This window comes from Psychrobacter sp. Ps3 (assembly GCF_022129275.1).
GTDB classification, from domain to species: Bacteria; Pseudomonadota; Gammaproteobacteria; order Pseudomonadales; family Moraxellaceae; genus Psychrobacter; species Psychrobacter submarinus.
On the sequence record NZ_JADQAL010000012.1, the window covers coordinates 1 to 24,148 of the forward strand.

Genomic DNA, 24,148 nt, shown 5'->3' on the forward strand with positions numbered 1-24,148 from the left:
CTATCTATTATAGTAATAAATAGGTAGGTTTGTATATATTTTATTTAACTGTTTGCAACCCCGTGACCGCACGGCTTGAGATTAAAAAATCCGAGTTTATTGCTTATGCCTATCCTGTAAATTCACGTGAGCAAGCGATGTTTCATGTGGAACATCTACAAGAAAAGCACCCTGATGCTCGGCATTGGTGCTGGGCCTATATCATTGGCGACCCTGATAATACTACGAGCGCAGGTTTCGATGATGATGGCGAGCCGAGTGGTACCGCAGGGCGACCAATACTAGGCGTGCTGCAGCATAAATCTATCGGCAATATTATCATTATCGTGGTACGCTACTTTGGCGGTATTAAGCTTGGCGCAGGCGGTCTCACTCGTGCCTATGCAGGCTCTGCACAAGCAGCAGTCGATCAGATGATATTGCAACCTTTCGTGCCGATGACGCAAGTGCAAATACTAGCGGACTTCGCGACTGAAGCTCAGTGTCGTTATGTGGTTGAGAGCTTAGAGGGCACTATCGAAGATGTCGCCTATAGCAAACAAGTCACTTTGACTGTAACTATCGCAGAGGCCGATATTGAAGCCTTAAAAACTGAACTAGCGATGGCAGGTAAAGTGATAGAGCCCACAGATTAGTATGTTCTAAAGAAGTAAACTGAGCTTAATTAAATAATACAGTAATCATCTGTTCACTGAGCCGTTCACCAAAATCTATTGGAAGCTTGCTGCGAGCTTAGTATGATAATAAGTTCGTTAAATTAACAATGTATAGACTCAGTCTTATAAAACTGCTTTGTTTCACGTGAAACTAGCTATTTAAATCATACTCATATTTTCTATTTATACTTTTATTTTACAACTTTAGAAACCCTACTATGACGACCTTTACCTATAACGCATTTAAACCGCCTTTTTGGCTGACTAATCCGCACTTGCAAAGCATCCTGCCAAAGTTTTTTGCGCCAAAAGCACCCGAGTACAGACGAGTGGTGCGTAAAGATTCCTTGGACGAGAGTGATATTGCCTATGATTTCTATGATGCGCATCCTATAGAACATTCAGAAAACTTAGAAAATGGTGAACTTGAACAAACGCCATTAATCGTTTTGTTCCACGGTATGGAAGGCAGTAGCGATAGCCATTATGCCCGCGCTTTGGCTTATCAGATGCACGCGCAAGGGTGGCACTTTGTGGTCGCCCACTTTCGTAGTTGTGGTGGTATTCCAGCTAGTGGACGGGTGTTTTATAACGCGGGTGATACGGGCGAAGTGCACTACATGCTGCAAAACCTAAGCGAAAAATACGCCAATATGTATGCGGTCGGCATCTCACTGGGTGGTAATGCCTTAGCCAAATACATGGGCGAATACGGCGAGAAAGCGCTCTGTAAAGGCGCGGCTGTGATCTCCGCCCCTGTCGATATGTCATCAGCGGCGCTGAGTATGCACAGCTTTTTGAGTCATCGCATTTATACGCCTTATTTGCTTAATCCGATTATTAAAAAAGCCCTTGCCAACGACATCAGCAAAGAGGAGATCGACTCTATCAAAGCGGTCAATCGTATCAGCGACTTTGACGATATCTTTACCGCGCCGCGTCATGGCTACCGCTCTAACAACGACTACTATCATAGCGCCTCAGCCCTGCCCTACTTGCGAGATGTCAAAAAACCCTTATTGTTGATTAGCGCCAAAGACGATCCGTTTTTGGGCTTTACCGCCACCGCGAACGATGTCTCCGACTGCGTCACTATTATCGATACCAAGCACGGCGGGCACGTCGGCTACATTCGCTATCGCTCGGATAGCAAACAAGCTCAGGGCCGTGATAAAAAATCCAGATTCGATATCAATTGGCTACCCGAAACCGTCAGCGCCTACTTTCACTCCATCGGTGTGGACGCTACCGTCAAGTCAAAATAAGCGCATCACGAGCCTACCCTTAAACTTTTGAGACTCTATTATGTATCCTTACTTGCGTTACACTAAGTCGATCGTTGATGCGTTTATCACTAATAAAAAATCTCAACCGTTAGCGTTTGAACAGGTCAGCGAAGTCACTGTACGCTGTAGTATTACCGATATCGATCCGATGTTTGAGATGAATAATGGCCGTGTATTGACCGTCTATGATATTGGCCGTACAGATTTTATCATTCGCACGGGGCTTGCCAAGCAGCTGCTAAAAAACCGTTGGGGTATGGTAGTGGCAGGCAGCACCATTCAATACCGTAAGCGTATCCGCCTGTTTGATAAAGTGACCATCAAGACGCAGCTCGTCGGTATAGATGAGCGCTGGCTCTATCTTGAGCATTCGATGTGGGTTAAAGGCAAACCTTGTTCCTCGGTGCTATTACGCACGGGCGTCACCAAAGGCGGCAAAGTCATTGAAACCGCCAAAGTGTTAAAGGCGTTAGGTGAGCCTAATTTAGTCATGTCACCTGAGCCATGGGTGCAAGAGTGGATAGCGTCCAATAAGGATCATCGTTGGCCGCCGATGGCTAATGACTAAAATACTCTACGATAAGTCTCTGACTACCTTATCCTCCTTTACCTTAAGCTTTGAGAGCAGACCATGTACCCCTTTATTCGTCATACCGTCTCACTTATACAAGCTGTTTCGCAAGTCAAAAAGGGTCAGAGGCTAGCCTTAAATGAGGTCAGTGAAATTGAGTTTCGCTGTCAGTTGACGGAATATCTTCTAAATCATATAGTCTAGACAAAAACGCGGTTTCATCTAATCTTCCAGCCCAATCAATACCTTCTACCTGCATAGCATCGAATATATGACGTCGAGTGATTTGAGTTATTTTGTTCATGAGATTCTAAATTCTTTCAAGTTTATAGGTTTAATTATATCGGTTTGGAACACTCAACTACAAAACCGTAGTCAAACATATTGACTACGGTTTTGTAGTGAACTCCATCAAAAGCACTAAAAGTGGACATGGGAAGCAGTTTAGCCCTGAGCACCGTTAAAAAATTGCACTGCAATTTTAGGTGAACTTGGAGAGCGGTTTAGCCCCGATTGCAGCGGATATACTTGGCTGCACACTGTGTTGCGGGGACTTAGGTAGGCGGGATATCGAGGCAACAGGAGCACGACTGCCTATTAGTCACCGCCACAGTGGCAGCTAAGATAGTAGCGTAAAGCGGGAATAGCTACTATTTAATCCCCTCCCGAAACCCTTTATAATCCTCCGCCGTTTGCTCTACTGCCTCTATCATCGGTACGTGACCGATATCTTCCATCATAATGACTTGCGCTTGCGGGATGATGTCTTTAATCACATTGACCGTTTCAGGTTTGATGACTTGATCCTTCTCACCCCAAACCACGAGCGTTGGAATATTATAGTCCGCGATGATTTGAGCACGCTCCTCGACATTATCAGTGACGATTTGCTCAAGGATTTTGGCGTCCAACTCCTTATTATTGATACGCTCTTGCGCGAATACCGCTTTGACTGACTTGGGCAAATAAGGCGGCTTATACATGACAAAATCGTACATCTTGTAGAAGTCTTCTTTGCTATTGATCAGCAATGGGTTGTTCTCAAGGGTTGCGCCCTCAAGCGATTTTGGCACGCCTGCTGACCAAAACCCTGCGCTATCGACAAGCCACAGACTCTTGACGTCTTTTGGGTACTTTGCGGCATAAGCGACACTGATCGCGCCGCCCATCGAGTTACCGCCGATGTGAATATTGTTTGCTAATCCTTTAGCTTGCAACAGCTCATGTAAGCGCGTGGCCTGTGCCTGTGAGCGGTAGTCTGCGCTCATAGGTTTGCTCGACTCGCCAAAACCCAGCAGATCAGGAATGATCAGATGATAGTCCTCTAACTCGTCAGCGATACGGGTGAAGTTGTCCTTATTGCCGCCAAAACCGTGAATAAGGAGTAAGGGCTCGCCTGTTAGGTTGGCGTTTTCGGCATAAACTAACTTGTCGCCAGAAGTTAGCGTAAATGATTTGACATCCAGATCAGACTTATTGCGCTCATATTGAATGATTTTTTGGGTAGTGTTAACGGCAAGCGTATTGGGCGCTGTGGTACAGCCTACGATAGAGAGACTAAATAGTGCGGCAAGGCCTAAGCGTTTAAATAGCATGGAGGCATCCTTGTTTAGAATTAAGGTGGAAACAAAATCTGACTTTGATTTTAGCGCTAAACTTGTGCCTAGATTTTTTAATTTATAACTTTCTAGTCAAAACCTTATCTTCTATGTTCATATACAAGACTATCGTTAGCTTTTGTTTACCTTTCTAGCCCAGATAGCTTAGGCATTGTTATTTATAATAGGAGCGTTTTATAGCAGTAGTGGTTATAACTACAACCCTAAGCTCACCATCTATTCTCAATTAAACCCAACTGACACTCATCAAAGCCCAATCAAAGTGGCATAAAAGGATGCACCTTGAGCGACACGAGTACGCCCTCCAGTAAATCGCGTGACCTTACCAAAGGGTCTATCGCCAAAACCATGCTGCTATTTGCCTTGCCAACGACACCATGGAGACGGTTACCGCTGCGCCGTATCATCAAAGTGCATGAAAAGGTTCATGGTAGCCATTAACCAACTTACGATAAAGGCTAAACGGTCGCAGCAGGTTTTATGCTATCTTTGCAGTATTTAGCCGACTGCCTTATCCAATAAAAACCTTACCGCCGCTCGCGCATGGATAGCGGTGGTATCAAACACAGGGATGGGGCTGTCCGCTTGCTTAATCAGCATGCCAATCTCAGTACAGCCCAAAATCACCCCCTCGCAGCCTGCATCAGCTAACTGCTCAATGACCCTTTGATAATATTCTCTTGAGCTATCCAATAACTGCCCTTGGCACAGCTCCTCATAGATAATTCGGTGCACCTCTACCCTTGCGTCTTCTTCAGGTATCACCACTTGCAAACCGCTATCTGTCAGGCACTGCTTATAGAAATCTTGGGTCATGGTAAACTGCGTACCGAGCAAACCTATCTTAGTCAGGCCCTGCGCTTTAATCGCTCTCGCGGTGGCATCGGCAATATGAATAATCGGTAAGCCTGTGGCCTCCTGTACCTCATCAGCTACCTTGTGCATGGTATTAGTCGCAATAAGCAAGCCTTGCGCGCCAGCCGCTTGCAGACGTTTGCCGCTACTCGCTAATATCGCGCCCATCTGTGCCCACTCGCCTTTTGCTTGCAGCTCACCAATCGGCGCAAAGTCTAAGCTATGAATAAGCAGGTCCGCTGAATGCAGGCCACCTAACTCAGCCTTGACCCCTTCATTGATCAGTCGATAATAGCTCTCGGTACTCTCCCAACTCATGCCACCGATGATGCCTAATGTACGTTGTGGTCTAGCCTTATCGTTACTTTTCATAGTCTATTCTTATTGATTGGTCTGGTTTATTTATGCTATCGATATCGTTAACATTTAAAGGACTTGGTGTTTGATAATAACCAATTTACCTAGTTATATATAGGTTATATGATAGCTCCCTATAAAACCTTTAGGACAAAAATGCGTTATGGCACTACCGAAACTAAGAATACGTATGAGCCGCAAACTATATCGCCTAGTATTTACTGGACTAATGGCCATGATGATGTCGCTTATTATTTCAGCGGCGCTGATACTGGTCAAAGCAGGCTATAGTGATCATTTCTTCGCTGACCTACTTAGCTCATGGGGGTTGGCCTTTGTTTTTGCATGGCCAAGTGCGTATATCTGCGCATATTTTATCCAAGAGCATGTACTGAGCCGTATTGAGTTTTATTAGTTTACTCTTAAAACTCTCAAACCCTTTAGCTGCAACCGCCTACCTCTGTTTACTCAACTCTATAAATGCCGCCTAAAAAAAACCGCTAAGATAAGCTAAATATTCTGTTAAACAGAGGGCGCTATGAGTCAAACGCGACGTGCTATCGAACAACTCATTGAACAACACAAACTTCCTCTCAAGCATGCAGAGGCTGCTACCAAACACCTAGAAGTCTATCCCAGCAAAAGCACATGGCTTAGCTTCTTTGATAAAGCCTTGCTGATTATCGGTGCGCTGGCATTGGTATTATCACTGGTGTTTTTTATTGCTTATAACTGGCAAAATTTGGGTAAGCTAGGCAAATTCGCTTTGGTCGAGGGCGCTCTGGTTATCACTATTGCGCTCTACGTGGCTCTCTCTTTTCGGCGCAGGTTTCATTTTATTCGCCAGCTATTATTGCTGGTCGCTAGTATCATTACGGGTAGTTTGCTGGCGCTATTTGGGCAGGTATATCAGACCGGCGCGGATACTTGGCAGCTGTTTTTTGCTTGGGCAGTATTGATTACCCCTTGGGTCATTATTGCCCGCTTTCCGGCACTGTGGCTATTGTGGCTTGGGCTGCTTAATACTTTTCTATTGCTTTATTTGGAGGTGGTAGATCTATCGTTCGTTGATAGTAGCTATCAAGATGTTATAAGAGTGGCGATATTGGCACTGATCAATCTGGTTGCCCTAAATCTTTGGCTTATCTTTTTGGGTCAAAAACGTGCGATGGCTAGCCAAGTTAATAGCGAGATTGTTGGTTCAGATACTTCTATTGCTAGTCCTAACCTTTCAAGCTCCAAAACGACTTACGACGATATACTATTGCAAGCTCAAGCAGGTTTGCACTGGAGTACTTATCTTGTCGGTTTAATCAGCACTATCGCTATCACTTTCCTCGCTATTATTACTGTTTTTGATGTGGATAGTGTGTTGGCGACGCTCCTGTCTTTATCGCTTTGGGCGGGCTGGTGCGCCTTTATGTATTGGCGTTTTTATCGACAGCGCAGTGATCTACTGATGCTGACCTACCTTTGCTTTTCTCTCATTATTGTAGTGATGTCTTGGGCAGTTAAAATACTACCTAATGACTTTGATGCAGGCAGCCTACTTGTCTTAACCCTTCTACTGATTGGCATGGTTACTTATGCTATCATGTGGTTATTTGAAGTTATAAAATCAGATAACTCTCCTTCTGAAGACCTTAAAATCTTACAAGCGGTGAATACTCCTTTGAGTAAAAAAGGAGCCGATCATGAATAACAACGACCAACAAGCGCTGGCATCACTACAAAATATCGGTCTAATCGCTAAGGATTTTAGCGTATATAACGACCATTTAGATGACGACTCACAGAAACATACCCCTTGGTATCTGCAACTTTTTATTGGTTTCGGTGGCTTGTTAGCCAGTTTGTTTTTTACAGGTTTTTTGACTTTATTTTTGGCTCAAAGTAATGTGTTAAAAAGCGCTATAGGCCTTATTATAGTAGGTCTAGCTTTAAGCGCTCTTGCCTTTTGGCTCTTTAAGACCGCAAGCAAACATCGCAATCTATTCGTTGAATATTCAGCCTTTGCTATCAGTATCACAGGACAGTTGTATGTCGCCGCTGGATTGTTCTTTTATGCCGTAGAGCGCCCCTTATCAGTCTGGCTATTTTTGATTATTCAAAGCTATTTGACTTTTATCATGCCCAATGTGGTGTATCGACTGCTAGGTGCTAGCCTCGTGCTTGGGCTTATGGTCTATTTGTTCAATTATTATCAGTTCCCTGAGCTAAGTTTAGGCGTATTAGCGCTATTGACTATCGTGACGCAATTGCAACGCTATCCGCTATTACGGCGCGTTCCTCGTCCACATCAAGTCTATGCACAATCTATTATTAGCGCGTTTGGCTATGCAAGCGCCCTTGTGTTACTTGGCGTTTCGGTCTATTTTATCGTTGCTGAATATGATGTCAGCTTCGATAATGACGGTAACCCTTTTCGTTATAACTACTATTTAGCGCAAGGATTATTGGCCCTTGCTAGCTTATGTGCCGCTTACTTAATCTTGAAGCGCTACCGTATCCAACTGCTCTCAGCAACGGGACTGATTATAGTCGGGGCTACCACCGTGCTTGGAGTGGTATCGATTTACGTTTCAGGGTTGCTCGCCACTAGCCTTATTATTGTCATAGCGTTTGCCAATAGTCAGCGAGTGCTATTAGCGCTTGGTATTATCGCCTTAGTCAGCTATATATTTTGGTATTACTATCAGCTCGATACGTCATTATTACTCAAAGCCGCTTCTATGCTTATTATCGGAGTTGGCTTATTGCTGATGCGCTGGCTACTGATCAAACGTTACTTTGCCAGTAATGCGGCATTAGCAACGAGTACTGATAAGGAGCGCTTGTCATGAATAATAAGACTATGGCTCAAAACTCATCCCTGCTTAGCTCGATTGGCTGGCTTGAAAAACGAGCGGTTAGAATTACTATTGCGCTGTTTGGCTTAATCGTTATCTTAGTAGTAATGACTCTCAATGTCGCCAAATACGAGACCCATTTAGCCACTGGTGATACCGTACTGCTTGAGCTTGCGCCCGTTGATCCACGCGGCTTTATGCAGGGCGACTATATGACGCTACGTTATGCGCTAGAGAATGAGGTATTTGCCGCCTTAAATACAGATTCGGGCAGCTATCCTACTCATGAGGAAGGCTATGTCATCGTCGCTTTGGATAATAATAATGTCGGACAGTTTGAGCACTTGGCAGAGAGTAAACCTGACAACTTAAGCACAAATGAGAGGGCGATTTATTATCGTCTCCGTAATGGCGTACTCAAACTGGCGACCAACGCTTTTTTCTTTCAAGAAGGTCATGCCGAGGCTTTTGAGGCGGCTGAATATGGCTTATTCCGGGTTAATGATGACGGTGAGCCTTTACTGACTAATATGGTTGATGAGAAGTTTAAGGTAATCGATCCTAAGATGAGTAACCCTGAAACGAATAGCCTTGACCATGAAGCGAGTATTGATAATGAATCCTTGTAATTTTTCAAAAAATTCATAGCTAAAACCACTCACAACATCAGGTAACCAAAGTTGCCTTGTCAGTGATCCAAACCCCTTGTTAAGGTAGTTCTAAATTGTTTTCTTAATAAATACTATTTAAGTCAATAAAAAGGAGCATCCTATGCAAGCCTATTTACTCCATAAAGCAGGTGGTATTGATAACCTAATCTTAAGCGAGATTGACAAGCCGACACCAAAAGCTGACGAGGTACCGCACATGTTTAAGACTTTTGCCTTTGCAAAGCTGCACGACGCTCATCGTCAAGTGGAGACCAATCATACTGTCGGAAAAGTAGTGGTTGAGGTTTAACTTTTTAAAATTCTATTAGGGCGTGTCTTCATTTCAAAAATGGCGATAAAAATGTGATAAATTGTCGTCAAACAAGAAAAATAGCGTAGACAATATCGGGATATTAACCAGCTATTTGACGATGTTTGGCAAGATTTAGCCATTTTTAGCCCATTTAGATGACTATCGAGTGAATTGAAGACACGCCCCACTCTAACAATACTTATAAACCCTTATAAATGATAAAAAGGAATATATTATGCGTAGCGCAACTTATAACGAATTTGGCAAACCAACCGAAGTATTGAGCCTAGGCGATAGTCCTATCCCAGAACCTAAGCCCACCGAGGTGCGTGTAAAAACCGTGCTCGCCTCTATCCACAACCATGATCTGTTAACCATTCGCGGTCAGTATGGCTTTAAGCCAGAGATGCCTGCTATCGCAGGTTCCGAGGCGGTCGGCGTAGTCGATGCTGTGGGTAGCGAGGTTAAAAATCTCAAAGTCGGTCAGCGCGTGGCGGCGGCCAGCGTGCAAGCGACTTGGGCGGAGTACTTCGTCGCTGATGAGGATATGGTGTTTGCCATCCCTGAGAGCTTGGATGATGAGATGGCTGCGCAGCTGATCGCTATGCCGCTTAGCGCGCTTATGCTGCTTGAGTTCTTAGAAGCCAAGAGCGGACAATGGATTATCCATAACGCGGCGAACGGCGCAGTCGGTAAATCGCTTGCGATGCTAGCAGCGGCGCGCGGCGTCAACACTATCAATGTGGTCCGTAGCAGCGATGCCATAAAAGAGCTAGAAGCAATCGGCGCAGAAAATAACGTCAGCACTGATAATGAGGACTGGAAAGAGCAAGTCAAAGCCATCCTTGGCGAGGATAAAATCAGCGCAGCGGTCGATTCAGTCGGCGGTGAAGATGGCGGCGAGCTACTATCACTGCTCGGTCATGGTGGCACCTTGGCGTCCTTTGGCATCATGTCAGGCCAGCCCATGACGCTCAATCCGACGCATCTTATCTTTAAACAAGCCATCGTAAAAGGATTTTGGGGCAGTAAAATCAGCCAAGAGATGAGCGTGGATAATAAACAGCGCTTAATCGATGAGCTAATCGAACGCGCGACCAGTGGCAAGCTCCATCTGCCTGTGGAGGCTGTGTTTGATTTGGCAGATATCAAAAAAGCGGTCGATGGCAAATTGCAGTCAGGCAAAAACGGTAAGGTGCTGTTAAAGCCATAAGGGCTATTAAAACCATAAGAATTTACTACGCGTAAATTACCTGATCTAAAGTCCTTTAACAGCTCACTCAAAACAGTGCTTCTTATGATAGAAGCGCTGTTTTTTTATACAGAATGTTAATTCTGGTGCAAAAGTAGCACTCGTTAAGAAAGCCTTATGCTTAATCTCGACTCCTTTACAATTCTAAGTCAGCCACAACGTTAAGTAACCAAAATCAAGTTGAGAACGCTTAGTCTGAGTTGTTATCGTTTATAAAAAGCAAATTGCTAAACTTAATTTCTTTGAGTACTCAATAATCTCTTTAAGGGCTCAAACTGATAAATAATAAAAAGGATACTTCTATGCGCACTGCAACTTATAACGAATTTGGCAAACCATCTGACGTGCTTAGCGTGAGTGACAGCCCGACTCCAGAGCCCAAAGACAACGAAGTCCGTATCAAGACTGTCTTATCTTCCATTCATAATCACGACCTTGTTACCATCAAAGGCGAGTACGGTAATAAACCTAAACTGCCTGCGACAGGCGGTAGTGAGGCGGTAGGGACTATTGATGCTTTAGGCAGTGAGGTCACAGACTTTGAAAAAGGTCAACGCGTCGTAGTCTCAGGCGTACAAGGCACGTGGGCGGAGTACTTTATCGCGCCAGTTCAAAGCATCATCCCGATACCAGATGCTATCGATGATGAGATGGCCGCTCAATTAATCGCCATGCCAATGAGTGCGCTGCTGCTCATTGAGTTTTTAAACATCAAGCCGGGTCAATGGATCATCCAAAACGCCGCTAACGGTGCGGTCGGTGAATCGATGGCAATGCTCGCTCCCGAGCGTAATATCAATACCATTAATCTAGTACGCAGCAAAAAATCTGAGCAAGAGCTGATCGATTTAGGTATCACTGACAACAACGTCGTGACTGATAACGACGACTGGAAAGAGCAAGTCAAAAAAATCATTGGCGATGCTCAAATCAGCGGCGCAGTCGATGCCGTTGGTGGTCAGCCAGGCGGCGAGCTAGTATCAATGCTGGGTAAACATGGCGTCATGGCGTCACTCGGCGCAATGTCAGGTAAACCGCTGATGCTTAATCCTAGCAATCTGATTTTTAATTTGGCGCAAGTTAAAGGCTTTTGGGCGAGTGATATGATGCAAACCATCAGTAAAGACGATATGCAGCGCTTAACTGGTGAGCTAATCGAAAATGCTGCTAATGGCACCCTAAAACTACCGACTGGCGGTGTTTACGATTTAAACGATATCCAGAAAGCGGTTTCTGATGAGGTACAATCAGACAAAAAAGGTAAGATACTCATTAAGCCTTAATGTATCGCCGTAAAGTTTATTTACCAAAAGAGGAATAATATTATGTCCAATCAAACAAACTCTGATAATAAAACCTTTAAAGCCTTAGTGGTCGAAGAAACCAGCGACGGTAATTTCGAAAAAAGCATTCAACAGCGCAACCTCAGCGACCTGCCTGACAATGATCTATTGATCGAAGTACATTACTCCTCGCTCAACTATAAAGATGCCATGTCGGCCTCAGGCAATAAGAGCATCACCAAAAACTATCCGCACACCCCTGGTATTGACGCGGCAGGCGTGGTGGTCAGCGACAAGTCTGGCACTTTTAGCGAAGGTCAAGAAGTCGTGGTATTCGGCTATGATTTAGGTATGAACACCGCAGGCGGACTCGGGCAAATGATTGCCATCCCTGCCGACTGGGCATTGCCTTGCCCTGAAGCGCTGAGCCTAAAAGAAGCGATGATCTATGGTACAGGCGGCCTAACGGCGGCGCTAAGCATCCAAAAGCTGGAAAAAATGGGCGCAAAGCCAAGCGATGGCCCCGTTGCCGTATCAGGCGCGACAGGCGGTGTGGGCACTATCAGTATCGCTATCCTCTCGCAGCTGGGCTACGAGTCTATCGCCTTCTCTGGTAAGCCTGAGCAAAGCGAACACTTGAAAGAGTTGGGCGCCACCGAAGTGCGCCATCGTGACACCATCAATGAAGTCGGCAATCGCCCTGTTGGCCGTCCGCTATGGGCCAATGCCATCGACACCGTCGGCGGTGACTATCTTGCCAACCTACTCAAGCAAACCAAACCAGGTGGTGCAGTGACGACCTGTGGCCTTGCAGCATCAGCGTCATTTTCGATGACCGTATTGCCGTTTATCACGCGTGCGGTATCGCTACTGGGTATCGACTCGGTATTTATCCCACTTGAGGACAAAAAAGCGATTTGGCAGCGCGTAGCAACCGACATGAAACTACCCAATCTGGAGCAATACGCAGAAGAAATCACCCTTGAGCAAACGCCTGAATACCTAGAGCGCTTTATTGATGGTAAGGCTGTGGGACGTTATGTGGTGAATGTGCAGGGTTAGGTTTTAAAACAATCAGTATTGATAAAAAAGCAGCACTCCTTTTGGGGTGCTGCTTCTTCCAAAATTTTTATTATCAAAGATATACTATGAATAGTCTTATCCTAGAAGTTTTTACTTTTTCCCATCTTGCTTAATATTGTCTAATAATATTGTAGCCACTATTGAATTACAGATACTATTAAAATCTGGCTGAAAACCAATAAAGCATACACCAACTAGAATCTTACTAGACCATCCAACGAACTTAAACTCCATATCAGAATATTTTAAGCTGTTACTAATTTGCTCTCTTAGAATAGTTATGCAATATATATAATATATTATAAATATCTGATAGTAGCTTAAATTTAATTTCTCTAAAGAATTTTTACTACTTTCAGATAGTTCATTAAAGTCATCTACAGAAGATATTTCATCGCTTATCCTTGCATCTATCGTTTTAACTTCAGCTAAAAAATCTTCTGTTACTTCATATCCTTTATCGTAGTTTTGTGTCCATGTTTTGTCATTTGGGAAGTTCTTTAGCCTAGTTATTGCTTTGAATGACTCAAGATTGTGTAGTGACTCAACCTGCTTAATGATACTAACGTATTCTGACATGGTTGATTCAGGAATAATTCTAGATGTTTGCAGCTCTCTCACAAGATTAGCAAACTCACTTCTATCAAACGCATTCCCAGCTGTATTGAGGGAATCTCTCAATGGCTTTAAAGACTTTCTGAATTGACTGAATGATGCCATAGTATCTTTATATACATTATTTCTATCCATCTTTTGTATAGCACTTTCTGCCGCGAGCATGACATTGTTGTTCACACTCAGACTTTCTGCGATTTTACGGAAGCTATCTTGCAAAGCAATAGATTCTCGCATCTGGGGCTGCGCAAGAGTTGCTGAGACACTTGAAGCTATAACATTAGCAAAAGCCAAATTTTGTTGTTCAAAATTTTTGCTTGCAATATCTGCAAAACTTGCAGCTGGATTAAAATGCTCATACTGGCTTGATATCCCCTGTATACTATTTAATCTTTCGAAATTATGAGATATCGGGTGCATTTGACTCAGAACTCTATCGAACATTTCACTCATTTCTAACATCGATAGTAATTTTTGCTCTTTTTTAGGCTCTTCATCCACATTTAAATTCCTTTTGCTAACAATTTTTAATAATGATTTCTAGCTTTTAAGATAGCACAATAGTCCACAAAGTATTATATTAACTTTTACCTGTTTTTCATTGGTTTAGACAATAAAAAACACCCAACCAAGTTGAGTGTTTTTCTATTGCCTATCAATCGTCCAAAGCTTACAGCTTACTGATAATCTCATTCAATTGCTGATTAAACGTTTCATCCGTCACTTCCCCTTTTTCCACATCAAAGTTATCAAAGAAGTTAGGCAACGACAATGCGCCTTTGACATCGGCGGCAAAGAATGGCGCTGAGCCTTCGGCAGCAGCAAGGACGCTTTGCGCGCCGCTTGGCCCTGGTGAAGTGGCCAGCATGATCATCGGCTTGTCTTGATAGACTTTCATATCGATACGCGACGTCCAGTCAAACAGGTTTTTGTACGCGGCGGTGTACGAGCCATTGTATTCAGCAAAAGAAATCACAATCGCGTCCGCTTCGCCAATCGCTTGATAAAAATCATGTGCAAACGCAGGAATGCCGCTTTCTTTTTCGCGCTCTTCGCTGTATATCGGCATCTCAAGATTATGAATATCAAGTAACGTCACGTCCGCATCGTCGATTTGCGTGGCGGCATAGCGGGCCAGTTTTTGGTTGATTGAGTTTCGGCTATTGCTGGTGCCAAAGGCAAGTACGTTCATTATAAAATCCTTATGATTCTTGTGCTATGTGGTGGCAGCGTCACGCTTAGATAGCCTGTGCCGCCTTATCGTGTGCCACTATGATACGCCTTATGAACGTGATGACCGATTTGTAATAGTTGATAATGTTGATTGATATTACCAATCGGTTGGGTAAAGATGGCAATTTTTAGTCTTGTAGTGCAGCGTGTGCCGCAAAGGTGAGAATGCCACCCACAAAAAAGCCCATACAACGATGGGCTTTTTTTATGCGCTTAAAACTAGAAAATTATTCCCACTCAATCGTCGCAGGTGGTTTGCTTGACACATCATACGTCACGCGTGAGACGTCAGCGATTTCATTCATGATGCGATTCGATACTGTCTCAATCAAATCATACGGTAGATGAGCAAAGCGCGCAGTCATAAAGTCCACCGTCTCGACGGCACGTAGCGCAATCACCCACGCATAGCGGCGGCCATCACCGACCACGCCAACTGATTTGATTGGTTGGAATACCGAAATTGCTTGCTTAAGAAGGATTATTTTTTCTTCTTTTCGGCACGTTTTTTCTCAATCAGGGCTTGAGCGGTAGCATGCTCTTCCCACCAATCGCCCATCTGCTCCCAGTAAAGATAAGCCTGCACTTTACTACCAATTTCGATACCATAACTATTGATGCCCATACCGCGTGGTCTAGGATGACGCTTTTTAAGAATTTCATGCGCCACTTCAGGTAAGTTATCTTTTGCGATATCCCACTCTTTTTCAGCTTTATCTAATTTATCTTGATAACAGTAAGCCAGCACCTTACCGAAAGCGATATTTGCAAGCATATCCTCAGGATAGCGGTCACAAAGTTGAATGATTTTTTGGTATTGCTCGGTGAGCATATAAAAATCTATCATGCGTTCGCGAATGCCTAGATTATCATTAGGGCAGACTTGTAATAGCTTTTCACCTTCTACGCATGCTAAATCAAATTGACCATTATCGGCATATAAGTTGACCAATTGAAACAATGCTCGCAGAAAAGGGCGGTTTTCTAGGATACCCCATGGTAGTTTGCTTTTTTTCCAATCAAACTTATTAGGAAAGCACTGTAAATAAAGACGCATACATTCGCGACTGCTCAGCAATGCCGTAAAGCTTTCACCAACTTGTTCACATAAATACGCTGAGTTAAAGTAGGCATCAGGATCATCTAGATTCTCTAATACCAAGAATTCTGCTAGCTCTAAAGCTGCCTCATAACCCTCTTTCTCCAAAATCATTTGGATCATTTGAAACGAGGTTGGCGGCTGCTCATCAAAGTCTTGCACGATTTCATGCTGAAACTTAGTCATGACTTCATTCATAATGTCATTGATATCACGACCTTTTTTTACCTCGGCATCTACAAAGGCTTTTATTTTAAGATTAAGCGCTCTACCAGCGCCAAGCGCATTTGATCTATTGTCAGCCGACTTATCGCTAACGTCATCTTCAAACATCCACTCGTTTTGTCCCACATGCACCAGTTTCATAATCCATCACTCCTTTGCGTTGATATTACAATCATAGCATATGAATAATTATTCCCACTCAATCGTCGCAGGCGGCTTGCTAGACACATCATACGTCACGCGCGACACGTCTTTGATTTCATTCATAATGCGATTCGATACTGTCTCAATCAAATCGTACGGCAGATGCGCAAAGCGTGCAGTCATAAAGTCCACGGTCTCAACGGCACGTAGCGCGATGACCCACGCATAGCGGCGGCCATCACCGACCACGCCGACCGATTTGATCGGCTGAAATACCGCAAAGGCTTGCGCGGTTTTGTCATACCAGCCAGAGCGCTCCAGCTCCTGCATAAAGATAGCATCGGCAAGACGCAGGATATCAGCATATTCTTTTTTCACTTCACCAAGGATTCGCACGCCTAGACCTGGCCCTGGGAACGGATGACGGTAAATCATCTTCTCTGGTAGACCAAGTGTGATACCAAGTTTACGCACTTCATCTTTAAATAGATCGCGTAACGGCTCAACCAATTCAAACGCCAAGTCATCTGGTAGACCACCAACGTTATGGTGGCTCTTAATCACGTGCGCTTTGCCTTGATGTGATTTGGCTGATTCGATGACGTCAGGGTAAATCGTCCCTTGTGCTAGGAACTCAATGGCTTTGCCATCGCTTTGTGCGCTGATTTCGCGGGCACTATTGGCAAACACATCGATAAAGGTTTTGCCGATGATTTTACGTTTGGCTTCTGGATCAGACTCGCCTGCTAGCGCGTCTAGGAACAAGTCTTCGGCATCGACACGGATGACTTTGACGCCCATGTTTTCGGCAAACACTTGCATCACTTGATCACCTTCGTGCAGACGCAAGAGGCCATTATCGACAAATACACAAGTGAGCTGATCGCCAATCGCTTTATGCAGTAGCGCCGCAACCACTGAACTATCGACGCCGCCTGAGAGACCGAGCAGTACTTGTTTATCACCGATTTGCTCTTTGAGCTGCGCAATACGCATATCAGCGATATTGTCTGGCGTCCACTCACCAGCACAATCGCAAATCTGATGGACAAAACGACCTAGCAGCGCTTGACCTTGTAGGGTGTGCGTCACTTCTGGGTGGAACTGTAGACCGTAGTATTGCTTGTCATCATTAGCCATAATCGCAATCGGGCAGCTTGGTGTGCTGGCGATGATATCAAAGCCTTGTGGCGCTTCGATGACCTTGTCACCATGGCTCATCCAGACGTTTAGCGTGGTCGATTTGTCTTCACTGACGCTATCTTCGATGCCACTAGTAAGCTTTGAGTGGCCATTGACATTGATGGTTGCCGCGCCAAATTCATGAATATCACTGGCATGAACCTTACCGCCGAAGCGATCTGCCATCGCCTGCATACCGTAGCAAATGCCAAGTACTGGTACACCAAGCTCAAACACAGCGTCATTGATACGTGGGCTGTTTTCTGCATGCACACTCTCAGGGCCGCCCGATAGGATGACACCTTTGGCACCAAAGTCCATGATGCGCTGAGTGTCGATATCATAAGGGAACATCTCACAAAAAACGCCAGAGTCGCGCACACGGCGAGCGATGAGCTGGCTATATTGCGAGCCAAAATCAAGAATAAGAATACGATCTTCTTTGATAGTAGGGATAGCAGCGGCAGTGGTCATAAATCGATGTCCATCAATAAGTAAAATTATCAGCCTATTTTAACAAGTTTAAGCCAATCATGGGCGACTAGATAACGTGGATTAGGTAAATAAACAAAAGCGTTTCATCTGCAAATAAATCATAAGCGTACCTACTCAATTAACTACATAAAGTCAAAAAATATTCGCTACTATAGTTAATTCACTTTAAAACCGATACCGTGCTACTGGAATACTTGTTTTGAATAACAGCTGCGTAGCATCGAAAAGTGCGAAGCGCACAGCAAGCAAGGAAAATTTGTACCAGTAGCACGGTATTATTAACGTATCGATTTTATTTCATATTGACTATATAAGCTTAAGTCTGAAAAAATAACGGAGATAAACCATGACTAGCCTACCCAAGCCCAAATTCGACGATCCAAAAGACTATATCCTAACTAAGTCCGATATCGCCGCGATTCCTGAAACCAAGCACGTGCATCAGTTTAACGACAACGCCACTCGTCATACGGTATCTCTAAGCGATATTGTTGGACTAAACGCCTTTGGCTTACACCTAGTACGCGTTGAGCCGGGCGATGAAACCACCCAGCACCACTATCATGAAGAGTCAGATGAGTTTATCTACGTATTATCAGGCGAGCTATCACTGCGCTATGGCGATAAGACTTATCCTTTAAGTGCTGGCGATTTTGTTGGTTTTCCAGCGTACGGTGCAGCGCATTCGATGCGTAATGATAGCGATAGCGACGCCACCTACCTTATGGGCGGAAGCAGACCGCCGATTGATATCACCAACTATCCAGACATCAAACGTAGAATGTACAAGATCCATGGAGAAAAGGAATTTGTCGATTTAGAAGATTTGGGTAAAGTTTAAAGGGTTATCCAAACACAAAAAGGGCATGTCTAGTTATAACTTATAAACAATAGTTTTTTTGTTGCTATCAGTCAAAAACATTAGTATGGTGATTAATAAACGCTATTTATGCTGAGCTATTTAACCCAACTAACCGCTACCTCTAACCACAAGTACAGTGATTACAATCGACAGGTATGTCTCTATGCGCAAACTCAAACTCCCTACCCGTAAACACGCTAAACCCTCCTCTACTCTGCAAATCTCTGATAGCGACAACAACGATAACGCCAACCTAGACATGACTGCAAAAACCAATACCTCTCTTAACACCCCCATCGAGCAAACGCGCTGGAATGGCTGGGGTAACGTCAATATCAATAAAAAAGTCTCGCCGCATGGCGCAAAACTTATTAAATCGCATATCGGCAAAACCAAAAAACTCAAATCAGTTAGCTTACAGCAAGTACTAAAAACCGTGCCACAATCGCGTTTACCTAAAGCTATCAGTGCTCTCGATATGGTATCAATCGACCAAGAGGTGCGGCTGAGACACGCCCGTGGGCAAAGCTTCCCCGATTGGATCGCGATGCACAGCGGCGACTTTGAAGTCTTCCCTGACGGCGTGGCGCACCCAAAATCGACCGCTGATGTCGAGCAGTTATTAAAACTTGCCCAAGAGCACGATCTGATTGTTATTCCTTTTGGCGGTGGTACTTCCGTAGTCGGACATATCAATCCGCAACAGGGCGCGCGGCCTGTTTTGACCGTCGCCATGAGTAAAATGGATCGCCTTATTCATTTAGATTTTGATAGCCAAATTGCGACCTTTGGCGCGGGGACGCAAGGTCCAGCAGTCGAGGCACAATTGGACGAGCACGGTTATCGCTTAGGTCATTATCCGCAGTCGTGGGAGCTATCGACGCTTGGCGGCTGGATTGCGGCGCGCTCAAGTGGTCAGCAATCGCTCGGCTATGGTCGTATCGAGCAGATGTTTGCTGGCGGCACTTTAGTGACCCCGCAAGGCGTGCTAGAGATTGCTGACATTCCTGCATCCTCAGCAGGGCCTGATTTGCGTGAGATGATGATGGGTACTGAGGGCCGCGCCGGTATCTTTACCGAAGTCAAGATGCGCGTGCAATCACAACCTGAAGAAGAGCTATTTAAAGTGGCGTTTTTGCCGAATTGGGAAGCGGGCAAAGCGGTACTCAAACAAGCGGTGCAAAACAATGTTCGCCTCTCTATGCTACGCCTAAGCAATGCGGTCGAGACTGACGCGCATTTGCATCTAGGTACGACGCCAAGCCAGTTTTTAGCGATTAGCACTTATCTAAAAGCGCGCGGACTCAGCTCAGATAAGGTAATGCTGACTTATGGATTCTCAGGCGATAAAGCACAGAATAAACTAGCAGTGACGCAGTTTAATAAATTGTTAAAGCAAAATGGTAGTGTCACGGGTAAAATCACCAATATTATGGGTAGTGTTTGGGCGCACGGGCGTTTTAAATTCCCATATCTGCGCGGTACATTATGGGATCGCGGCATCATGGTTGATACCTTTGAGACCGCTACCAACTGGAGCCGTATTGACGAGCAAATGGCACAGATGCAAGAGGCGGTAAAAACGGCCTTAGCGGACGAAGGAGAGGAGGTGATGGCCTTTACCCATATCTCGCATGTCTATAAGCAAGGCGCAAGTCTATACACCACTTACTTCTTCCGCGCCGCCAAAGACCATGCAGCAACACTAAAGCGCTGGCAAAAAATCAAACACGCGGCCAGTATGAGCCTTGACCATGGTGAAGCGACCATATCGCATCAGCATGGCGTTGGCCGCGATCATGCCCCGTACCTGGCTGCCGAAAAAGGTAAGCTTGGGATTCAAGTGACTCATGATATGCTCAAAAGTCTAGATCCTGAGCAGCGTATGAATCCAGGGGTATTGCTCGAAGATTAGTTTTAATTAAGAGCTTTGTTTATAGACAGTTTAGTGGAAGAGCGCTACAGCGTGACTAATATTTGTTTTGCGCCGCCTCTGTCGGCGTAAGCACAGCACGCAAGAAAAATGAATATCAGTCGCGCGTCATTATTCAACGTATTTATTTCATTGGGTGTCAAAGTAAATTGTTATTAAGAATAAAATCTTATGAACCAAAGCAAACAACGCCAGCAAGCCCTTGCGCCCTTAACGAAATCTGAACCTTGGGATATGCTCATTATCGGCGGCGGTATCACGGGTACCGGCATTGCCCGCGAGGCAGCAAGGCGTGGCCTTGTCGTATTGCTTATCGAGCAAAAAGACTTTGCTTGGGGCACCTCCAGCCGCTCAAGCAAAATGGTGCATGGCGGTCTGCGTTACATTGCCTCAGGCGATTATAAGACTACTTTACTTAGCGTGCGTGAGCGTGAGCGTATGCTCACTGAAGCAAGCGGTCTAGTTAACGAGATGCATTACGTCATGCCGCATTATAAAGGTAAGTTTCCGCCGCCGTGGATATTTAATACCTTGCTACGCGTCTATGACAGAATAGCGGGTAAGCGCTATTTTAAATACTTTAAAAAAGACGCTTTTTTACGGCTAAACCCTAATATCAAGCAAGATAAATTTTTGGGCGCCAGCCAGTTTAGCGATGCGGTCACCGATGATTCGCGCTTAGTGATGCGCGTACTTGACGAAGCCATTCATGACGGCGCGCACGCTATTAATTATCTCAAAGCCGAGTCACTTATCACCAATGAGCAAGGCTTGGTGGTGGGTGCAACTTTAAAAGACACCGCTTCTAAAGATAAAGATCAAACCTATAAGGTTCACGCCAAAGTGGTGGTCAGTGCGACAGGCGCTTGGGCCGATACCTTACGTATGCAAGCCCGCGAGCAAACTGAGCAAAGCTTCAACAAGCAAATACGTCCCTCACGCGGTAGTCACTTAGTCGTCAGTCAAGAGCGCTTACCTACCTCGCAAGCCTATACCTTTTTGCATCCTGCTGATAAAAGAGCGGTGTTTGTCTATCCGTGGGAGAACCGTACGGTACTTGGCACCACTGACTTAGATCATCCGCCACTTAATGACGAAGAAGTCGGTATCACTAGCGCAGAGGTCGATTATCTACTAGCAGCGACTAACTCATTGTTTGATGATACCGATCTCAATCGAGAAGATGTCATCAGCACGTGGGCAGGCGTACGACCGCTGATAGCAGATAGCGGCAATGGCAAACGCGTCAGCCCGAGTAAAGAAAAGCGCGATCATAGCGTCTGGCTCGATAATAATCTCGTGACCGTCAGCGGCGGCAAACTGACCACCTTTCGCCTGATTGCCCTTGAGGTGCTTAAAAAGTGTCAAAAGGTGCTCGCGCTTGATGACTCTGCTACTCACAACCAAGCGATAAATGGCGATCAGGTCTTTAGTAAAGTAGCACCCATCCATCCTAAGTTTGCGACGCTACCCTCTGATCTACAACAGCGCTTACAAGGATTCTATGGTCTACAGCTCGATACTTTACTTGAGCTGGCGCATGAAGAAGACTTAGCTTATGTCACCGATAGCAACACTATTTGGGCGGAGATTCGCTTTGCCGCGCGCTTTGAACAAGTCATACATTTAGATGATTTACTACTGCGGCGGACGCGCTTAGGCTTAATCCTACCGCACGGTGCGATGACACCACTGATTAGCGCCAGACTGAAGCAAATTTGCCAGCAGGAGCTGGGCTGGGATGAGCAAAAGTGGCAACAAGAAGTCGCTCGCTATAGCGAGTTATGGCAGCGTTATTATCATTTGCCTGCAGCTTAGTGCTTTTTATACCTACATTTAAGATACTTTAAGAGTTATGCTGTGCGGCTGGTATAAATTTTCCTTGCTTGCTGTGCGACTTCGTCACTTTTCGATGCTGCGCAACTATCTCAAAAGGAGCATCCCAGCAGCACATAGCAAATGTGTATCAGTTTTAACTAGAACTGAGTATAGTTAAGGACGACTATGACCGATAATTCTGCAAACCCGATTTATTTCTTAGCTATCGACAACGGCACTCAAAGCGTCCGCGCGCTTATCTTTGATCAATTCGGCAGCGAGATTGCCAAAGCCCGCGTGCCTATCGAGCCGTATTTCTCTGAACAGCCCAATTATGCCGAGCAGCACGCCGACTACTATTGGCAAAAGCTATGTGAGGCCTGTCAAAAGCTGTGGCAAAGCTGCGAGATTAAACCTGAACAAATCGCCGGCGTCAGTCTCGCCACCCAGCGCTATACTATGATATGTCTGGACAAAGACATGCAGCCGCTACGCCCCGCTATCGTTTGGATGGATTTGCGCCGCGCTGAGACTCATGACATTGGTTTTTTACACCCGCTGACTAAACTCATCGGCATGGGCGAGTTAGTCAAAGACGCCCAGCAAAAAGCGCGCTGTAATTGGCTTGCGCAAAACGAGCCTGAGATATGGGCGCAGACCGCGCACTACGTCAATCTCTCCGCCTACCTCACTTATCAGCTAGTAGGTGAACTTATCGACTCAAATGGTCATTCGGTCGGCTATCTGCCGTATGACTACAAAGCGCAAACATGGCTCAAACCCAAAGACCTTAAATGGCGGCTGTTTAGCTGTACCCCCGAGCAAATGCCCAAAATCATCCCACCAGGCCAAACTCTTGGTGAGATAAGCGCCAAAGCTGCCAAAGTCACAGGTATCCCAGAGGGCACGCCGATGATTGCCGCCGCCAGTGACAAAGCCTGCGAAGCCCTAGGCGCAGCGGGACTGTCCGCCGATACTGCGTGTCTTAGCTTTGGCACCACCGCCACCATCAACACCATCTCCCCCGACTATGTCGAGATACTCAAACACATGCCCGCCTATACCGCCGCCGCCCCGCACTACTACAATCACGAGTACATGATTTATCGCGGCTTTTGGATGGTCAGCTGGTTTAAAGAACAATTCGCCCACTATGAGCAAGCGCTTGCCAAAACCCAAGGCATCGATACCGAAAAGCTCCTCGACGCCGCCGTCAAAGACATTCCAGCAGGCAGCATGGGACTTATCATGCAGCCCTATTGGTCACCGGGCGTGCGTCATCCGGGGCTTGAGGGCAAAGGCGCACTCATTGGCTTTGGTGATGTGCATACCCGCGCACACGTCTACCGCGCTATCTTAGAAGGACTGGCTTATGAGCTTAAGCTTGGCTTTGATACCATTTCAAGGCGCACCGGCAAACCCATCAAACACCTGCGCGTCTCAGGCGGCGGCTCCCAAAGCAGTGCTGCCATGCAGCTCACCGCCGACATCTTTGCCATGCCCGCCTACCGCCCGCACACTTTTGAAGCCACTGGCCTTGGCGCTGCCATCAACTGCGCGGTGGGTCTCGGCGTCTATCCTGACCACGCGACAGCTAGCGACGCCATGACTCATTTAGGCGACGAATTCGTCCCCATCAAAGCCAACGTGCAACTCTATAAACGCCTGTATAACGAGGTCTATCTGAAGATGTACGAGCGCCTAAAACCCTTATACCAAAGCATTCAAGACATCACAGGCTACCCCGTCAAGTAGTCTTCGCAAGTTT

The 24,148-nt window shown here is 45.5% G+C and carries 22 protein-coding genes and 1 pseudogene; 16 read left to right on the forward strand and 7 right to left on the reverse strand.

Going from position 1 to position 24,148, the window contains the following annotated elements:
• Positions 1-35: 35 nt before the first annotated feature.
• The 3 genes from I3248_RS05475 (at position 36) to I3248_RS05485 (ending at position 2,510) form a co-directional block, all read left to right on the forward strand.
• Positions 36-635, forward strand: coding sequence for a YigZ family protein (locus tag I3248_RS05475; RefSeq protein WP_238062905.1), 600 nt, complete (start codon positions 36-38; stop codon positions 633-635).
• A gap of 239 nt (positions 636-874) precedes the next feature.
• Positions 875-1,921, forward strand: a complete 1,047-nt coding sequence (locus I3248_RS05480) for an alpha/beta fold hydrolase (RefSeq protein WP_238062857.1) — start codon at positions 875-877, stop codon at positions 1,919-1,921.
• A 40-nt stretch (positions 1,922-1,961) separates the two neighbouring features.
• Complete coding sequence (locus I3248_RS05485; RefSeq protein WP_238062858.1) at positions 1,962-2,510, forward strand: acyl-CoA thioesterase; 549 nt, start codon at positions 1,962-1,964, stop codon at positions 2,508-2,510.
• 653 nt (positions 2,511-3,163) lie between these two features.
• Here I3248_RS05485 and I3248_RS05490 read toward each other — a convergent pair.
• Complete coding sequence (locus I3248_RS05490; protein WP_238062859.1) at positions 3,164-4,108, reverse strand: alpha/beta hydrolase; 945 nt, start codon at positions 4,106-4,108, stop codon at positions 3,164-3,166.
• Between the two features lie 306 nt (positions 4,109-4,414).
• On the opposite strand from I3248_RS05490, the gene I3248_RS05495 reads away from it, so the two are divergent.
• Entirely contained in the window at positions 4,415-4,573 is a 159-nt protein-coding gene (locus I3248_RS05495; RefSeq protein WP_192994479.1) for a hypothetical protein, read from the forward strand.
• 57 nt (positions 4,574-4,630) lie between these two features.
• Here I3248_RS05495 and I3248_RS05500 read toward each other — a convergent pair whose 3' ends face one another.
• Positions 4,631-5,359, reverse strand: a complete 729-nt coding sequence (locus I3248_RS05500; RefSeq protein ID WP_238062860.1) for an aspartate/glutamate racemase family protein — start codon at positions 5,357-5,359, stop codon at positions 4,631-4,633.
• Positions 5,360-5,534: 175 nt separating this feature from the next.
• Here I3248_RS05500 and I3248_RS05505 point away from each other — a divergent pair, with 175 nt between their 5' ends.
• From I3248_RS05505 to I3248_RS05540, 8 genes are all read left to right on the forward strand, one after another.
• Positions 5,535-5,759 (forward strand): DUF2798 domain-containing protein, encoded by a 225-nt coding sequence (locus I3248_RS05505; protein ID WP_238062861.1) that lies wholly within the window; start codon positions 5,535-5,537, stop codon positions 5,757-5,759.
• A gap of 123 nt (positions 5,760-5,882) precedes the next feature.
• Positions 5,883-7,046, forward strand: coding sequence for a DUF2157 domain-containing protein (locus I3248_RS05510; protein ID WP_238062862.1), 1,164 nt, complete (start codon positions 5,883-5,885; stop codon positions 7,044-7,046).
• Positions 7,039-8,187 carry a DUF4401 domain-containing protein gene (locus I3248_RS05515; RefSeq protein ID WP_238062863.1) on the forward strand — a complete coding sequence of 383 codons (1,149 nt, stop codon included), beginning with the start codon at positions 7,039-7,041 and terminating at the stop codon, positions 8,185-8,187. Before I3248_RS05510 ends, I3248_RS05515 begins: the two co-directional genes overlap by 8 nt.
• Complete coding sequence (locus I3248_RS05520; protein ID WP_238062864.1) at positions 8,184-8,822, forward strand: GDYXXLXY domain-containing protein; 639 nt, start codon at positions 8,184-8,186, stop codon at positions 8,820-8,822. The genes I3248_RS05515 and I3248_RS05520 overlap by 4 nt, the downstream gene beginning before the upstream one ends.
• Positions 8,823-8,964: 142 nt before the next feature.
• Positions 8,965-9,153, forward strand: coding sequence for a zinc-binding dehydrogenase (locus I3248_RS05525; protein ID WP_238062865.1), 189 nt, complete (start codon positions 8,965-8,967; stop codon positions 9,151-9,153).
• A gap of 238 nt (positions 9,154-9,391) precedes the next feature.
• Positions 9,392-10,369 carry a zinc-binding dehydrogenase gene (locus I3248_RS05530; protein WP_238062866.1) on the forward strand — a complete coding sequence of 326 codons (978 nt, stop codon included), beginning with the start codon at positions 9,392-9,394 and terminating at the stop codon, positions 10,367-10,369.
• A gap of 341 nt (positions 10,370-10,710) precedes the next feature.
• Positions 10,711-11,691: a zinc-binding dehydrogenase gene (locus I3248_RS05535; RefSeq protein WP_238062867.1), complete on the forward strand. Its 981-nt coding sequence runs from the start codon at positions 10,711-10,713 to the stop codon at positions 11,689-11,691.
• Between the two features lie 42 nt (positions 11,692-11,733).
• Positions 11,734-12,753 (forward strand): oxidoreductase, encoded by a 1,020-nt coding sequence (locus I3248_RS05540; protein ID WP_238062868.1) that lies wholly within the window; start codon positions 11,734-11,736, stop codon positions 12,751-12,753.
• A gap of 111 nt (positions 12,754-12,864) precedes the next feature.
• Here the strand turns inward: I3248_RS05540 and I3248_RS05545 are convergent, their stop codons facing one another.
• The 5 genes and pseudogenes from I3248_RS05545 to guaA form a co-directional block, all read right to left on the reverse strand.
• Entirely contained in the window at positions 12,865-13,890 is a 1,026-nt protein-coding gene (locus tag I3248_RS05545) for a hypothetical protein (protein WP_238062869.1), read from the reverse strand.
• A gap of 169 nt (positions 13,891-14,059) precedes the next feature.
• On the reverse strand, positions 14,060-14,581 hold the full coding sequence (locus I3248_RS05550) for an NAD(P)H-dependent oxidoreductase (protein WP_238062870.1): 522 nt from the start codon (positions 14,579-14,581) through the stop codon (positions 14,060-14,062).
• Between the two features lie 268 nt (positions 14,582-14,849).
• Positions 14,850-15,092 (reverse strand): annotated as a pseudogene (locus I3248_RS05555) (GMP synthase (glutamine-hydrolyzing)); the annotation flags it as partial.
• Positions 15,093-15,103: 11 nt separating this feature from the next.
• Positions 15,104-16,087, reverse strand: a complete 984-nt coding sequence (locus I3248_RS05560; protein ID WP_238062871.1) for a transcriptional repressor TCF25 family protein — start codon at positions 16,085-16,087, stop codon at positions 15,104-15,106.
• Between the two features lie 48 nt (positions 16,088-16,135).
• Complete coding sequence (gene guaA / locus I3248_RS05565) at positions 16,136-17,746, reverse strand: glutamine-hydrolyzing GMP synthase (RefSeq protein WP_238062872.1); 1,611 nt, start codon at positions 17,744-17,746, stop codon at positions 16,136-16,138.
• 367 nt (positions 17,747-18,113) lie between these two features.
• Here guaA and I3248_RS05570 point away from each other — a divergent pair, with 367 nt between their 5' ends.
• From I3248_RS05570 to I3248_RS05585, 4 genes are all read left to right on the forward strand, one after another.
• Positions 18,114-18,608, forward strand: a complete 495-nt coding sequence (locus I3248_RS05570) for a cupin domain-containing protein (protein ID WP_201559595.1) — start codon at positions 18,114-18,116, stop codon at positions 18,606-18,608.
• 184 nt (positions 18,609-18,792) lie between these two features.
• The gene (locus I3248_RS05575) at positions 18,793-20,544 is read left to right on the forward strand and encodes an FAD-binding oxidoreductase (protein WP_238062873.1); all 1,752 of its coding nucleotides are present in this window, start codon (positions 18,793-18,795) and stop codon (positions 20,542-20,544) included.
• Positions 20,545-20,733: 189 nt separating this feature from the next.
• Positions 20,734-22,380, forward strand: coding sequence for a glycerol-3-phosphate dehydrogenase/oxidase (locus I3248_RS05580; protein ID WP_238062874.1), 1,647 nt, complete (start codon positions 20,734-20,736; stop codon positions 22,378-22,380).
• Positions 22,381-22,566: 186 nt separating this feature from the next.
• The gene (locus I3248_RS05585) at positions 22,567-24,135 is read left to right on the forward strand and encodes an FGGY-family carbohydrate kinase (protein ID WP_238062875.1); all 1,569 of its coding nucleotides are present in this window, start codon (positions 22,567-22,569) and stop codon (positions 24,133-24,135) included.
• Positions 24,136-24,148 lie beyond the last annotated feature (13 nt).